General features: G+C 36.9%; 20 protein-coding genes. 5 read left to right on the top strand and 15 right to left on the bottom strand.

The window, feature by feature from the left end; translation table 11 throughout:
- Positions 1-18: 18 nt before the first annotated feature.
- Positions 19-1,035, top strand: coding sequence for a hypothetical protein (locus HJP15_RS18875; protein ID WP_054455019.1), 1,017 nt, complete (start codon positions 19-21; stop codon positions 1,033-1,035).
- Here HJP15_RS18875 and HJP15_RS18870 read toward each other — a convergent pair.
- A complete protein-coding gene (locus HJP15_RS18870; protein WP_054205719.1) occupies positions 1,030-1,272 on the bottom strand; it encodes a hypothetical protein in 243 nt (80 codons plus the stop codon). The two genes, HJP15_RS18875 and HJP15_RS18870, sit on opposite strands and share 6 nt — an antisense overlap.
- A gap of 203 nt (positions 1,273-1,475) precedes the next feature.
- Between HJP15_RS18870 and HJP15_RS18865 the strand changes: the two genes are divergently transcribed.
- Positions 1,476-1,925, top strand: a complete 450-nt coding sequence (locus HJP15_RS18865; RefSeq protein ID WP_170174344.1) for a methyltransferase family protein — start codon at positions 1,476-1,478, stop codon at positions 1,923-1,925.
- An 87-nt stretch (positions 1,926-2,012) separates the two neighbouring features.
- Here HJP15_RS18865 and queC read toward each other — a convergent pair whose 3' ends face one another.
- On the bottom strand, positions 2,013-2,693 hold the full coding sequence (gene queC, locus HJP15_RS18860) for a 7-cyano-7-deazaguanine synthase QueC (RefSeq protein ID WP_268794910.1): 681 nt from the start codon (positions 2,691-2,693) through the stop codon (positions 2,013-2,015).
- Between the two features lie 130 nt (positions 2,694-2,823).
- Here queC and queE point away from each other — a divergent pair, with 130 nt between their 5' ends.
- The gene (gene queE / locus HJP15_RS18855; RefSeq protein ID WP_054205722.1) at positions 2,824-3,489 is read left to right on the top strand and encodes a 7-carboxy-7-deazaguanine synthase QueE; all 666 of its coding nucleotides are present in this window, start codon (positions 2,824-2,826) and stop codon (positions 3,487-3,489) included.
- 272 nt (positions 3,490-3,761) lie between these two features.
- Positions 3,762-4,505: a class I SAM-dependent DNA methyltransferase gene (locus tag HJP15_RS18850; RefSeq protein WP_054205723.1), complete on the top strand. Its 744-nt coding sequence runs from the start codon at positions 3,762-3,764 to the stop codon at positions 4,503-4,505.
- Positions 4,506-4,941: 436 nt separating this feature from the next.
- On the opposite strand, the gene HJP15_RS18845 is transcribed toward HJP15_RS18850, so the two are convergent.
- The 13 genes from HJP15_RS18845 to HJP15_RS18785 all read right to left on the bottom strand — a co-directional run bounded on the left by HJP15_RS18845 (position 4,942) and on the right by HJP15_RS18785 (position 13,465).
- The gene (locus HJP15_RS18845) at positions 4,942-5,334 is read right to left on the bottom strand and encodes a LysM peptidoglycan-binding domain-containing protein (protein ID WP_054205724.1); all 393 of its coding nucleotides are present in this window, start codon (positions 5,332-5,334) and stop codon (positions 4,942-4,944) included.
- Positions 5,335-5,688: 354 nt separating this feature from the next.
- Positions 5,689-6,549, bottom strand: coding sequence for a glycosyl hydrolase family 18 protein (locus HJP15_RS18840; protein ID WP_054205725.1), 861 nt, complete (start codon positions 6,547-6,549; stop codon positions 5,689-5,691).
- Between the two features lie 253 nt (positions 6,550-6,802).
- Positions 6,803-7,024 (bottom strand): hypothetical protein, encoded by a 222-nt coding sequence (locus HJP15_RS18835; protein WP_170174343.1) that lies wholly within the window; start codon positions 7,022-7,024, stop codon positions 6,803-6,805.
- Positions 7,025-7,157: 133 nt separating this feature from the next.
- On the bottom strand, positions 7,158-7,421 hold the full coding sequence (locus HJP15_RS18830; protein WP_170174342.1) for a hypothetical protein: 264 nt from the start codon (positions 7,419-7,421) through the stop codon (positions 7,158-7,160).
- Positions 7,422-7,464: 43 nt separating this feature from the next.
- A complete protein-coding gene (locus HJP15_RS18825) occupies positions 7,465-7,689 on the bottom strand; it encodes a hypothetical protein (protein ID WP_170174341.1) in 225 nt (74 codons plus the stop codon).
- 337 nt (positions 7,690-8,026) lie between these two features.
- On the bottom strand, positions 8,027-8,647 hold the full coding sequence (locus tag HJP15_RS18820; RefSeq protein ID WP_170174340.1) for a hypothetical protein: 621 nt from the start codon (positions 8,645-8,647) through the stop codon (positions 8,027-8,029).
- Between the two features lie 62 nt (positions 8,648-8,709).
- Positions 8,710-9,330, bottom strand: coding sequence for a hypothetical protein (locus HJP15_RS18815; protein ID WP_170174339.1), 621 nt, complete (start codon positions 9,328-9,330; stop codon positions 8,710-8,712).
- A gap of 60 nt (positions 9,331-9,390) precedes the next feature.
- On the bottom strand, positions 9,391-9,894 hold the full coding sequence (locus tag HJP15_RS18810; protein ID WP_170174338.1) for a hypothetical protein: 504 nt from the start codon (positions 9,892-9,894) through the stop codon (positions 9,391-9,393).
- Between the two features lie 74 nt (positions 9,895-9,968).
- A complete protein-coding gene (locus tag HJP15_RS18805) occupies positions 9,969-10,133 on the bottom strand; it encodes a hypothetical protein (RefSeq protein WP_170174337.1) in 165 nt (54 codons plus the stop codon).
- 16 nt (positions 10,134-10,149) lie between these two features.
- The gene (locus HJP15_RS18800; RefSeq protein ID WP_170174336.1) at positions 10,150-10,770 is read right to left on the bottom strand and encodes a hypothetical protein; all 621 of its coding nucleotides are present in this window, start codon (positions 10,768-10,770) and stop codon (positions 10,150-10,152) included.
- Between the two features lie 15 nt (positions 10,771-10,785).
- Positions 10,786-11,406 carry a hypothetical protein gene (locus tag HJP15_RS18795; RefSeq protein ID WP_170174335.1) on the bottom strand — a complete coding sequence of 207 codons (621 nt, stop codon included), beginning with the start codon at positions 11,404-11,406 and terminating at the stop codon, positions 10,786-10,788.
- A gap of 208 nt (positions 11,407-11,614) precedes the next feature.
- Positions 11,615-12,220, bottom strand: coding sequence for an RNA polymerase sigma factor (locus HJP15_RS18790; protein WP_054205734.1), 606 nt, complete (start codon positions 12,218-12,220; stop codon positions 11,615-11,617).
- Positions 12,221-12,355: 135 nt separating this feature from the next.
- Complete coding sequence (locus HJP15_RS18785) at positions 12,356-13,465, bottom strand: AAA family ATPase (RefSeq protein WP_170174334.1); 1,110 nt, start codon at positions 13,463-13,465, stop codon at positions 12,356-12,358.
- Positions 13,466-14,280: 815 nt separating this feature from the next.
- Between HJP15_RS18785 and HJP15_RS18780 the strand changes: the two genes are divergently transcribed.
- The gene (locus HJP15_RS18780) at positions 14,281-14,946 is read left to right on the top strand and encodes an AAA family ATPase (protein ID WP_170174333.1); all 666 of its coding nucleotides are present in this window, start codon (positions 14,281-14,283) and stop codon (positions 14,944-14,946) included.
- The last annotated feature ends 199 nt before the right edge of the window (positions 14,947-15,145 follow it).

Raw genomic sequence — 15,145 nt, 5'->3', positions numbered from 1 at the left:
AATATATTTGGTTTATTTATGCTCGATAAAAACACACAGATTGGTTCACATCCAAAAAATAACACTAAATGGCCACAAAGCTTTGAGCAGCCAATTTCATATGCACCGTTGGTACAACTTGCTAATAAAAATTGGGTTGTACCGCAGCACTTTTTACGTTACCAACACTCTCTCGACAGTGTTAATGAAGTACTAAGTAATATTGAATTTTCAGCTCACTTTAGGGTGCTAGCAGCCAAAAAAGACAATCAAATTTATCTGCAAGTTGCGATACTTAGCCCTGATAATTACCAAAGCGGCAACAAAGCTAAAAAACTGCTGTTTGGTAGGCGTTGGTATGTTGAAGAAAACTTGCCTACGTCAGAGCTCATTCAAACTGCTTTGCTGGCTTTAAAAGTTGCAAGAGAGCACGAAGTACGTGAACTTTTTCAGTTAACACACGAAAGTGGTTTAAGTACGCCATTTAATAACCATCATGATTTGCCTTTAATGGCGCAAAATTCGGAATTGATCTGTAATCAAAATTATCCGGCTAATGACATTGATGCCATTATCGCACGATGTATATTTGCAGGTGAGCAGTTACGTTTAATTGCAATACAGGCTATCAATAGCGATAACTACTTATACACAGTACAACTTACGTGCGATGAGTGTCAGTTAGGTGAGTTTAATGCTAAGACGGTTGTATTTTTGGCATCAGATAGCTCAGCAAACGGTTTTTTACATGGCTTAATAAATGCGTTAATTAAAATCAGTAATGATTATGTTAACGAGCATTTTAAATACAATGGATTTGCGCGTTTTAGCCAGCACGTTGTAGCTGAGCAAATAGGGCTGCTAAGTGTTGTGCTGCGCTCTCATAATGCACTAAATTTGTGTTCATTAGGTAAGCAGTCTGCAAATCAACTTAATTTTGAAATTGACAGTGGTAGAGCGCCCCAAGGATGTAATCAAGCTATCAGTGGTTTTTTAGCTGCTCATGGGATTGAGCAGCCAGAAAATGCGCACTTATACCAATTTAACGTGTTATAGCTTATTTATTTCTTGTTTTACCGCAAAGCTAGAATCAGTCACGATAGCTTCAAGCGTTTGTACTCGTTCTTTGAGTGCAAGCACTTCAGCGTTTACCGCGCTCAGTTGTTTGTTTGAATCACTGTTGTTATTTTGCATCTTGTGTTTAAACTCAAGGTGCTTTTTATACATATCGTAAATCACACCTGAACCTACAGATATAAATACGATTAACACTATCATCGTAGTACCAGACATAACTTCTTTCCTTAAAATACCGTTGTTAGCACAAAGTATAACCTTATATTTGCGAGTATAAAGCTGACAATTGTAACTTAATTTGTAAATATGCTTTGTTTCGATCTGGTTTTGGCGAAATAGCACGTGTTAAATTATACAATGGCCCCATATTTATTGAATCGTACTTATCTATGCTTATCAGCGAAAGTGAATAAATAATTATGCTAAAAAATAAAATTCCCCCCGTTATTGTTGTACTGTTTTTTGCCGTACTAATGGCGATCATTGCACATTACAGCGTGATTGATTTTACTACTTTTATTGCTTATTTAGCTGTAGTGTTAGTAGTCATTGGCAGCATATTTTGTATTGCGGGTGTAGTGAGTTTTCGTTTAGCAAAAACTACGGTTAATCCAAGTAAGCCAGAGCAAGCCACACGCTTAGTAAGCAAGGGGATCTATAAATACACCCGTAACCCTATGTATGTTGGTTTTGCATTTATACTCGCAGGCTGGGGGGTCTGGTTGGGTTCTCTATGGGCTATTTTGTGTGTGTTTGGGTTTGTTTTTTATTTGACGGTGTTTCAAATAATTCCAGAGGAACATGCACTACAAAGGTTATTTGGGCAAGACTACAGTGACTACAAAGCGCGGGTAAGGCGTTGGCTTTAAGTAAAAAGGCTATTGTTATAATAAAATAATAGCCTCTGTATACCCAAACATCGTAAATTTATAAATCTTGCTTGGGCTAATATTTAGTTATTCGTACTCAATTGGATCTGTTATGTTATTCAGAGTAAATGCTTCTAAACGTTCTTGGCAAGCACCACATTTACCACAAGCCTTTTCACGACCGTTATAGCAGGTCCATGTTTGGCTATAATCTAAACCCATTTTGATGCCATCGGTTAGAATATCTATTTTAGTGTTGTTCAAGTATGGACTGAAAATTTCCACTGCATCGTAGTTAGCAATACGGCAAACATCATCCATCTTTTGTACAAACTCAGGACGGCAATCTGGGTAAATAGCATGATCTCCAGAGTGAGCGCCATAATAAACTTGGCTCGCTTTTAGCGATACAGCATAACCTACGGCCAGTGATAGCAAAATCATGTTGCGGTTAGGAACTATGGTGCTTTTCATGTTCTCAGCTTCGTAGTGACCTTCAGGGACTTCAATATCGTCAGTTAACGACGAGCCGCCAATTAATTGATTAATTGCTGAAATATCAACGATTTTGTGCGGAACGTTTAATTTTTCACACACATTTGCAGCAACTTTAAGCTCTTTTACATGACGCTGACCATAGTCAAATGACAGGGCATAAACATCGTGGCCTTGCTGCAGGGCTTTATTTAATACGGTAAATGAGTCCATACCGCCGGAATAAATCACAACTACTTTTTGCGTCATAACTGTTTTGCTCTTAGTTTTAATAGAGGTTTATATCAGGGCGCGATATACTACACGGCTGGAGCATAAATAACAATTTTTGACCGTGGTTTTTGATTTTTCAAATCAGGGTACTGTGCTCGTAATAAATGCCAAGCAGTAAGTGAGATGTCTTTTGTACAAAATTAATGAAATATTCGAAACAATCCAAGGTGAAGCGAGTTTTACAGGCACGCCTTCGATCTTTTTGCGTTTGCAAGGTTGCCCTGTGGGCTGTGCTTGGTGTGATACTAAACAAACGTGGGAAGTAGACAATGTATTTAAAGTCTCTCTGGATGAAACCGTTGAAAAAAAAGCCGATTCAGATCACTGGGCAGATGCATCTGCAGAACAAATTTTAGCGCTATTTGCAGCGCGTGGCTATCGTGCAAAGCATGTGGTGATCACTGGCGGCGAGCCATGTATGTACGACTTAAATCCTGTCTGTAATTTACTGCATGAAAATGGCTTTAGTACACAGATTGAAACCAGCGGCACATTTGAGATTTTAGCGCCAGCACAAACGTGGGTTACTGTTTCACCTAAAATTAATATGCGTGGCGGCTACGAGGTGCTCAGTACAGCAATGAAGCGCGCTGATGAAATAAAACACCCCATCGCGATGCAAAAGCACGTAGAAGAACTTGAAGAGTTATTCGCTAAAACAGGCGTAAGCCCTAAACTTGTTTACCTGCAACCAATTAGCCAAAAGGTATCAGCTACAAAACTGGCGATTGAAACGTGCATTGAAAAAAACTGGCGCTTATCAGTGCAAGTACACAAATATTTAGGAATAAGCTAAGCGGCTGCGCCGGGTTAGCGGGGCTGTAAGTTTTCAGCCGTAAGCCCTAAGTTTAGCCTGGTGTTAAAATAAAGCTGAGTAGGTTGAGTTGGGTACAACGAAACCCAACAAACCACTTTACTTATACCAACTAGCTTAGATATAGGGTCTACTTAATTCGTTAAATTGTTCAAATATTTATACAGATTAGTATGATATATCCACTTCGTAAATCGTGATAATTAGTTTATTATGCGCGACTCAATATACACACTACAAACGACTAGGCTTATATGTCCGCAAACGCGCTATACACAGATCTCTCCGATTACTATGACTTAATGTGCGCAGATATAGATTATCAAGCCCAAAGCTCTTCTATTCATAGGTTGCACCAAATCTTTGGTAATAAGGGAAATACGCATCTTGATTTAGCGTGCGGCACGGGCCCGCATGTTCGTCATTTTATTAACTACGGTTATCAAAGTAGTGGACTCGACATAAATCAACCAATGCTAGACAGAGCAACAATTCGCTGCCCAGAAGCGCAATTCTCACTGCAAAACATGAGTGAATTTGTTGTCACTGAGCAATTGGATTTAATTACCTGCTTTTTGTATTCAATCCATTACTGTGATGGTATTGATAAATTAAAAGAATGTATTGTTAGTGCACACAAGGCATTAAAAGATGGCGGTATATTTTGTTTTAACGTCGTTGACAAAAATAAAATAGATAGTGATTCATTTGTAGAGCATACCGCTGAAAACGAAAATAGTTTATTCACATTTCGCTCAGGATGGAGCTACAGTGGCAGTGGCGAAAAACAGTCATTAAAGCTCAGTATTACAAAAGTAACAGCAGACGACACTCTCGTATGGCACGATGAACATCCGATGGTTGCTTTGGGCTTTGCCGAGTTAAAAGAAGCCCTAAAGCCTTACTTTGAAATACATGTGTTTGCGCATGATTATGAAAAAATAACCGCTTGGGATGAAAGATCAGGCAATGCTATTTTTGCTTGTGTAAAAATTTAAAGTAGAAAGTAGAAAATAAAAAGTAAAGCCAAACTTTGTTAGTCTCATATCAGATACTTACCTATTAGCAATAAAGTTAAGTAGCATCAACGATCAGTGTAAAGGACTGCATTGAATAGTAGACTGGTGCGGCCATTATATAGGCCCAAAGATATAAAAAAGCAACGTAAAAAAACAGCTCCATATATTGAATATAGAGGAAGCGCAATGGCTTGAATCAATACTCAAGTTTTTTAGGTAGTAAACAACAGTTAAAACTAGAAGTCGCAACCAAGGATGTAAAATGCTACAAAGGCGTAGGCTGAGCAGTTGCAGTGCCATCAATAACTTAAGTAATAAACTCTTCAACAAAGCATTTATTTAAGTTAGTTTTTATTCGTCTAGCGTATAAAAACGTGTATTTCCTCTTAGTATATAGATGTAGTTTATTAGTATATTATGGCGCTACCGTTAAGGTATTCAATGCCGGTGTGTAGGGAATAGATAAAACTTGGTTCACCTTTAACTTGCTTAGATCTAGCGTTTTTTTATGTTTGCTTATTGCGTAGTTGTGGTTAATTAAATCGAGTACCGTAAGTGTTGCAGTATTGGCTAACCCTTCACAAATTGACTTCGTAGTATCGCCTATCCGAGTTTGATATATAAAATGCCCGCCTGCCGAGTAGTAAGGTATTTTGAGCAAAGTGTTTTCTGATAGAGGGTCGAAGTTAACTTCAGGGTTAACTGCTATAACGTCTTTAACTCCAACACCTGCACTGGCTCTTATTGAAATTGTGATCAGTGTAAGGGTGTCACCTGGTTGAACTGTATAATGTAATACGGAATGCATAGCGTTTATCCTTGATATGTATGTATGGAAAGTTAGTTGGGGAAATATATTTTTAAAGATAACAAAGAGCTAGGTTACACATGGTTAATAAGCTGCGTTTACTATAAATCATTCATTTTACCAACATGGTAAAATGAATGATTTATAGTAAAAGTGACATTTTGCGTATTTTCCCGCCACTTCGGTTCATTAAATAGGCTGAAATATTCACAGATCTTAAATCTAGATTTTACACACCAAAAAACGCAAAAAAGAGAAGTGTATTTTTTTACTGTGTTATCAATGTGTACAAGGAGTGTTCCCACTTATAATACACTACGGTAAAGCATAGGATTTGTGAAATACAGCAAAAGGTCAGATAGTATCTTTTACTGCTTTAACAAACTGATAGTTTGTTTGTGCATCTAAATTAATACTCCAAACCATAGCACCACCAAACTGTGGGTCTTTGCAAATAGCTTGGTATTGATCGCTAATTAACGGGTAAATATTTGCAGGAACATCAGGAACAGTAAAAATACTCGTTCCGGCCGCATCTCTATTAGCTGGCTCACCAATCACAATTAGAGTCTCTGCAGGAATAGACTTTTTAAAGTTAATAAAACTTTTAGATATAAAGTCCACATTTGTTTCTTTACTGCCATCAATATCAGGGAATGGATTGTTGTATGCCTGAATAAACAAATAATCAAAACGATTATTATTTATTGCCTGATCGTACATACGACAATGACCAGTCGAAACCAAGTATAAATCAGAACCTGGAGCGAATTGATTTACCTGAGGGGCAGCTGTAATAAGTAATGTTGGAGCAAGTTGTTTTATGGCCTGACAAAGCTCATCCAAATATTTACCATCACCATTAATTTCCAAATCAAAATCTACGCCAGTGAAACCATAATCTGTTAGGTATTCAACTAGATTCTGAGCAAGCACGACTGTTGAAACGTCATTTGGATTATAGGTATTAATTTCACCACCGACTGAAAATAATACCTGCTGTGCACCCTTTGATTTGGCTTTTTTTATGTCTGCTTTCAAAGCTGTTTCTGAAGGAGATGCAGCAAATGCATCACCAAAAATACCAACAGTGGCACCATCAATTTTACCAAATGCCATCACAATCGCGGTATAACCTTGCTCCGCTGCTTGTGTAAATGTGATGTTTGACCAGCTTTGTAGGTAGCCAACCATCAGTGCTTTATTATTACTCATATAGATATCCTTTTGTGTATATATCAGGGCAAGCAACCATGTTAGACATTTGGCTTTGACCCTGTAGTTAATTGAGTTGTATGAGTTTGTTCAGATAAGGAGTAAAGGGTCGAGCTACTTCTCTAATGAAGCGCTTCAATTACGATTAAAACCCTACCGTAAAATAGGAAGTATCATTAGATAAGTAACTGACCTCTTTATTTTAACAATTAAGCTAAAGCCCACTTTCATCGGTTTTAGATAGTTGTTATGACTATTTTCTAAATGTCGCTGTATTGCCATTTTTTTCTATGCAAGTACGCCCAACCATACCTGTACCATCATCTAAACCAACGAGATAGTCAGAATTAAGAATAATTAAACCAGTAGGATCAAGGTTTGTTACATGTAAATCATTGACGTTTATGTTCGCGTCATCACTTTGAGCTGTTGCTACAGGGGCTGTTCCTGCTTCATTCTTGATTAAGATATCCATTAATTACTCCCTTTATTTATTATGTTGTTACAGGCTCTGTCACTTGCCTATAACAATTAAGCTAAAGCCCGTTTTAATGGGCTTTAGGTTTTGTTATGGGCTTCTATTCTATATAGATGGTGTTTTATGCAAGCTATGCTAGTTGAAAGTTTCCACCTTGAAAGATCCAGTCTTGACCTCCAGCAACATTTGTCCACCCAGTCACTAGCCCGGGACCTCCAGCCCCTTTCCATGCAGCAATTATCCAAGTCGTATCGCGAGGAAGTTCTCTCGACTTTTGGTTTCCAGTTTCTATATTATTGTCCATCACTTCTTGAAAACCCTGTTGGTCAGGTATAACTGCCGCATTTGAAATTCCAAACCAAACACTTTTGCCTTGTTTGTTAGTTATTTTCATATCTTTTCTCTCTTTAGTTTATATTTATTCATTGTTTTAGGATTTAAGACGCTTGTGTATATGTTGTATTAGTGCGTTTTTTTGGCAATTCGTTATTAATTGATGTTATAATATTGTTCTTAGATGAACCCTCAATTTCAACTTTAATTTCACTGACAGCTTTAACATTCTCCTGATCATATCCTAAGTCCTCAATACAAAAATTACGGGTTTGAGATTTAGTGGGAGCATTTCCCGCATAGTTAAATTCAATTTCATAAAAAGCCATAATATTCTCCTTTAAATTTTCATTTACTTGTTATAGGCTTTCTTCATTGCCTATAACAATAGGGTTTAAAGACAATGGTATTTATTCCCACTATCTATTCATCATTTATGGTCTTTTAACACCCGATGAAGGTCCTAAAAGGCCACTATCAACTCCCATTAACTAACCAAATTTCAGACGTAACTTCCCTATATTTGGGCGGTGAGTCGCCCTTTCTTATCAATAATAGGCAATTTAATTGCAGCTCTATTGTTACAAAGATGAACGTAAAATAACGTTGGGGAAGTAAGTGATTAATTTGATTGTTTAGTGATGGGTTAATTCTTTACTTAAAAGTTTATTGCTGACTTTCAATTTTAAAGCTGAAGCCGTCTTCAGCATTACCATTAAGTGAAATGGTTGCTTTAGTGACACCTTCCAGATCCTGCTCAAAGAAGCTATCGGTATTAAGTACCGCTGAATTTAATAACTGGCTTTCTTCAATTTCCGAAGCGACGCCCCAGTACAACTTAGGTTTAAGTACAAACGTCGCTTTTTGACCAAAACCGACGATTTTCTTTTCCATCATCAATTTGCCGTCTTTATATAGCTGAGCACTGATCCCCTCTGACACATGTACATCATTATTAACATCAATTGACTTAGTATCAGAGGCATTCCCATTCGCGGTTAATACTACGCCAGTATCATTTTTAGCGACGGTGTAACGCTTACCAATCACCGATGGTAGAACTTGCGTTTTATTTTGTCCTTCTTGCCAAGTCGCTCCAACACTGGTTTCAATTGGAAAAATAAAGGTGCTGGAAGATGCGCGGCCAATATCTGGGATCACTCGCCAGGCCACACCTTCTTTTAACGCATCAAAGGTAGGTGTTTCGTTTTTAGTGAAAACAAAAATTTTAGGTAAGTCTTTGTTCATAGATTTGTTTACATAAGTAATTTCAATATTTGAAGGCATAATTTATCTCTCATTGAGTAAGTGGTTTTAATGTTATAAATGGCTTTTTTGCCATAATGGGGTTATTGTTGACTTTCGATTTTAAAGCTGTAACCGTCTTCGGCATTACCATTAAGTGAAATGGTTGCTTTAGTGACACCTTCCAGATCCTGCTCAAAGAAGCTATCGGTATTAAGTACCGCTGAATTTAATAATTGGCTTTCTTCAATTTCCGAAGCGACGCCCCAATACAACTTAGGTTTAAGTACAAATGTCGCTTTTTGACCAAAACCGACAATTCTTTTTTCCATCATCAACTTGCCGTCTTTATATAGCTGAGCACTGATCCCATTAGGTACGTTAACACTGTTATTAATATCAATTGACTTAGTATCAGAGGCATTTCCATTCGCGGTTAATACTACGCCAGTATCATTTTTATCGACGGTGTAACGCTTACCAATCACCGATGGTAGAACTTGCGTTTTATTTTGTCCTTCTTGCCAAGTCGCTCCAACACTGGTTTCAATTGGAAAAACAAAGGTGCTGGAAGATTCACGGCCAATATCTGGGATCACTCGCCAGGCCACACCTTCTTTTAACGCATCAAAGGTAGGTGTTTCGTTTTTAGTGAAAACAAAAATTTTAGGTAAGTCTTTGTTCATAGAATTGTTTACATAAGTAATTTCAATATTTGAAGGCATAATTTTCCTACTTGGGTTTGTTGGGGGGTTGTTTACATGAGTTTAGTTAGCAAACGGCAGTTAACTCGCTTTACTGCTAGCATCTGTGCCATCTGATTTTACTTCCACAGACGTTAAGGTTTTATCAAAAAGCTTCCCTTCAGTGAATGAATTTAACGCAGCTATCACACTTGTAACGCCAGAAACTGATGGCTCATTTAGTGGGAAGCTTTTAGTATAAGAGACTTTAGAATCAACACCGTTTGCGGTTTTTAACGTATCGGTTACTACAACTTCCAGTGTCATATTAAATGACTCAGAGATAGTAAGTGTTGATGTACTATCTGTGACAGTCAGTTGAATAGCATCTTGAGCATTACTTGATACTGTTTTAATCATTGAATCTATAGATACAGTGCTGCCTTCCAGCTTATTTTGGTCCGCTTCTTCAGCGACTTTATCCAGTTTGGCTTTGATATTTTTTTGTAAATTAGCATCTGAGCCTAAATTTTCAGTCAATGAAGCTTTAAAGGCTTCTTGATCAATAACTTTATAGCTCGAAGTGATTATAATAGAGTTACTCATTCTTTGTTTCCTTCGGTTGGGTTTATCTAAGGTTTGCATGATATTGGACGACACAATTTCACCGCCCAATTGGGTTACTTTTTTTTTATCGTATCGAGCTGAGCAATAGACAGTTCAAGTTGTCGACAGCTGATTTTTGTATTACCGTTTTTTAATTGGCAGTAATACCAAATACCATCCATGTTTAATAGTCGGTTAAGCGCAACTGGGTTAAGTCTACTAATTTCAAAAGCATTCATATCTGTTATGTCTTTTTTAGCTGTACTGCTCAACCTGAAAATGATAGCCATCTTTGGCATTACCATTGAGTGAGACTAATACCTCTGCTACACCGCTTAAATCCAGCTCAAAAAAACGATTTGAATTTAACACTACCGATTTAGAAGCGAGCCCTTTACCTTCGCTAATTTCTGATGCTAATCCCCAATAAAGTTTATTACTTGGTTTAAAAATGGCACTTTGCTGATAACCGACGATTTTTTTTCCTATGATGGCCTTACCACCATTACAAAGCTGAGCAGAAACCCCACTATCAACTTGGATGTTATTCACCAACTCAATGATGTCTTTTGTACTGGCATTACCGGATTTTTCCAAGATCACACCAGTATTATCTTCAATTATTTGGTATTGTTTACCAACTTCAGCAAGTAACATTCTGGTCGTGTCAGCGCCATTATTCCAACCAGCTCTGATAGTAAAATCAGGCTCATAAATAAGTGAGGCGACCGAGCCTCTGCCAACATTTTTCAACACCCGCCAGGCAATACCGTCTGTAATAGCATTAAAATCATGCATGCCACTTTCAGCAAAAATAAAAACGTGTGGTAAGCTTTTGTTCATCGAGTGATTGATGAACTTGATTTGAGTTTTCATAAGCTGTGCTACCTTTTATTTTTGATCTTCGATCTTAAATGTGTACCCTTCTTTGGCATTTCCGTTTAATGACACAGTAGCCATCGAAACACTTTCTAGGTTTTGCACAAAAAAGTTATCTGAATCCAATACAGCCGAGCCTATAGCATCTGATTGATTAATTTCAGAAGCGATCCCCCAGTAAAGTTTAGGTAACAAACGAAATGATGCTTTTTGACCATAAGCAACAATATTTTTCTTCACTAACACGCTATCATTTTTACTCAAGTAAGCACTTACTCCATTTTGAACTTTTATCTCATTGGTAAGCTCTATTTCATCGCTTCTGACGGCATTACCATTTTCAACTAATACTATTCCTGTGTTGGTTTCTGTCACCGTATAACGTTTACCTTGGGTACAATTTAAAGCTTTAGTCTGGTTACAATCATCTTCCCAACTGGCAAATATTTTTGTTTGAGCTGGGTAAGTAAAACGGCTCATTGACTCTCTACCTATCTTTGAAATGACTTTCCAAGCAATGCCATCTTGTAAGGCGTTAAACGAAGGTAGCTCGTTAGTCGCGAAGACAAATATTTTAGGCATATCTTTATTCAATGATTTATTAATATAGGTGATCTGAGTATCACAAAACATATTGAATTCCTTAGTGTTAATATTAGTTTCTGATTATGTTCATTTACTACTCTGTCATATAAGCGTTTAGAACCTAGATCCTGTTTCGGATAATTAATCAGCCGTTTTACCAAGTGATTAATAAGATACTTAATTTAAAGTATCTTATTTCACTCAGTGTTTTGTGGTGCTGTTATATAAACGTTTAAGACTTAAGTTCTGTTCCAACTTAATTAACTAAATAATCAACAATTAGTGGAGTGATATGTTTGCGGGTACGAAAAATCAATTTTCTAATTTGAGATTCGGTTTGTGCTTGTTCCTGACTGATTTGCTTGTAGCATTTGTCATTAAAGAAATAATCTAACGCGACTATACGATATTTCTCCGGCATATTTTTAATTGTCTTTTCAATAAAACAACTGGTGCTTTTATTAACGACCTCGTTAAATATTTCAGCTTCGTTATCTTGCTCTTCAGCTAACAGCACCGTTTGGTATTTAAAGTACGTCTGATTTTTTCTTAATTGGTCAAAATAATGATTACGGGCAAGCTGAAATAACCAAGCCTGTAATTTTATATCTGATTTTGCTTCCGGCAACTTTTGATAAGCTTTTAGCATGGTGTCATGAGACAGATCTTCAGCATCATGGAAATTTTTAGTTAAACTATACAAACAGTAATTAAATACTTTTTTTTCCAACCTTAACCAGTATTGCCAAAACTGCTCGGGATCGGTTTTGAGTTGGCTAATAATTTGTTTGTAATTTAGGTCATCAGTATTATTGCCAATCCAAGAGAGCGTATTTGGCGTTGTTTTCAACTGTGCAGACATGATTTTTCCTTTCATTGAATAGAAGTAAATATGCGCATGCAAAATTTTGGGTATGTGAATGCGCATATTGTTTAGTTCAACGCAAAGATATTTTTTTATCGTTGCTTATACCGGCTCAGATCCGGCTCACTTGTATTATTTAACTGAATTTTTAATCAATAGAGGCTGATGGTTTTTAATGCCTTCCCAAATTAACGGATGTGAGAAACTGTAATGATCCGATTCACGTACGACTAAGCCGCTGCTCAACATTTTTTGGGCTAAACACAGCGGTGCATGAATATGTTTTTTATGCGTAAATTGAGTTAATTGGCTGGCACTAAAATGAAATCCTTGTAAAGCCGCATATTGGAAAAGCTCAGTAAGCTCGACCGGCATATCGGCCAGTGTATTGTCTATAAATTGTTGTAACTTAGTGGATTGGAAGCTTTGATAATCAGGAGTGAGCAGTAATTGCTGTAAAAAAGCGGGGTTGCCAGCAGCGCGCTCTATTGCCACTTTTACTTCGGTTTGATATTTCGCAATAGCAAACCCTTTTTTGGCAAGGCAATGTTTTGCTAAGCGAGTTTGGGCGTCTAGACTGAGTTGTTTTAATGGCATGGTGTGCGCAAGAGACAACCAATCAGGTGGCGAGGTCAGTAGATCTTTTGGCTGGGCAATAAGAATAAATAAAATAGGCTGTGCGTATTCTATTTCTATGAATAAGCGTAAAAATTGAATCTGTGTATAGGTTAAATGATGCACATCATCGATAGTAATTAGTGCGATTCTTTTATGAACTGCATAATCAATTAAATCATAGGCTATCTGCTGATCTATTTTATTCATTTGCTGGAGTGTTTGTTTTGCTAGCGTGTTACGTTGATTTTTACTGAGAGAAAACCCTAATAATTGCAGGGTCCTTAAATAACTTAGAGAAGAACTTGCGACTAAATTTACTTTTTTTGTAATCACCATATCCGTGGCAGTACTTTCAATTTGCAGTAGTTGTTTTATAAAATTAAAGATCGAAAATTTGAGTTTATGAGCAGGGCAATTATGTGGTTGGCTAAACGCTAAATTACGTTTTCCTGCAGATTTAACACAATCAATAAAGTGATTAAGTAAATGGGTTTTCCCGCTGCCAGTTATACCGTAAATATAAATGGTTTTGGTGCAGTTTTGACTTTCAGCATAACTCAATAATGAATGTAATTGATGTAATTCCCATTCTCTACCTAGGCAGGGATCTACTGATTGCTTCATTAAATGAGTGTATAACCAAACAGGGATAGGCGAATTAGGAAGTAATACGTCAATGCTGACTTGAAAGAAGCGTGCAAATATAGATAATGTTCTAAAGAGTATTTTTTTCCCAGCTTCAGCTCTTTTTATTGATGAAACTGAAATAGGCAGCCTTTTATCGGTACATTCTTGAGCCAGCTGCTCTTGACTTAAAGCTTTTTTTTCTCAGTAACTGTAGGGCATGCGCATTAATATTTATGCGTCCGTTCGTAAGCGTTTCCGTTTCCATTAGGCTATTCCTCATAACTCTCTTGTATTTGTATTAAAATAGCGATAATTGATCGCTTAATAGTGCAAAAGTTTTGGAATTATAAGTCTACTTTTTTGTTGAGTTTTTTAATATTACAGAGCATTACATAAGTTTGACTTACCTCAAATAAGCCATTCAAGCACCTGTAATATCTTTCAAAATGCCAACTAAAATAACATCAAATCCTCACTTTATATTTTACGTGAAACAGGAGTAACTAATTGAATCAAAAGCTTGTGATACGGTTGAATCATTAATATGGCTTGTTGGTAATTGGAATTCTGAAAGTAGTAAATTAATGAATCATGGAAGCGGATAAGTGACAAAACTTTTGAAGGCTCTGGTTAAAAGTATTCGATCGAAAAGGATAAAATTGTAAGATAACTACTTTGACGAGATTAACTTACTATTCCAATGTCTTGGCTCTCGAAACTTTAATATCAGTAGAAAGCAAAATAATGGTGGTAGAAAAATAGTCTATGACTTAGAGGTTAGTTTCAACGGCACAGCTATTCCAAGAAACTAGATGACCTGCCTGTTCAGCGAGTCTGATAGACGCGCTTTGGCGCTGTGTATCTATCTAGCTAAAATTAACAAGCTTTCAAATGAGGATAAAGCCAAAGCCATATTGGTAATGGACGATCCAGTGACCAGCTTTGATAATGAACGAATCTCTAGCATTTTAAATAAGCTCTATGAGATTTCGCCAACTATAAAGCAGTTGTTCATAACAACTAACTACCGTGGAATGGCGGTTACAGCAATTAAAAAATTCGCTAATACGAGCGCATTAAAAATTGTAAAAGTAGCGAATGGTTCGGACTTTGCTGCTACTACAGAAGCAGAGATGACAGCGACGGAGCATGATGACGCATACAACGAAATCACTGCGTTTATAAACCATGAAACTCAAGACAACAAAATAATGAAACTTAGACCTTTTTTGGGGATAGAACTTCGCCATCGATACAAAGAGCAAATCAGAGCCAATGGAGCCACTTCGAAAACAGATTTTTCAATTTGTATTGATACCCTTAAGAACAATGGCATTATAACTGAGAAAGTTGCAAACGAGGTTCATTCTTTTAGAACAACTTTAAACCCACCAATGCACGAGTTGATGGAGATGAATATTGAAGATGTTCGAAATACCGCAACTAATATGATGGATTTGATTTATAACCGTATGTAAAGCACAAGGGAGCTGAGCAAATGCTCAGCTTGATTGCTCATAATATACTTTATTGCGGTAACTAATTTAAGCTCATACCTTAGTTCTTAAGGAACATTGATCGCGTAACTTCCTATTTTAAAACGGCAAATGTCACTTTCTTTTTCAATGGATTGACGCTTACAATTTTCCGCTAGTAGCTTTAGTACACGGTGTATCT

Origin of the sequence: Pseudoalteromonas sp. NEC-BIFX-2020_002, assembly GCF_013002825.1 — a bacterium.
Taxonomy (GTDB): domain Bacteria; phylum Pseudomonadota; class Gammaproteobacteria; order Enterobacterales; family Alteromonadaceae; genus Pseudoalteromonas; species Pseudoalteromonas neustonica.
Note: the sequence above shows the minus strand (reverse complement) of the source record. Positions and strands in the feature narration are given on the sequence as shown.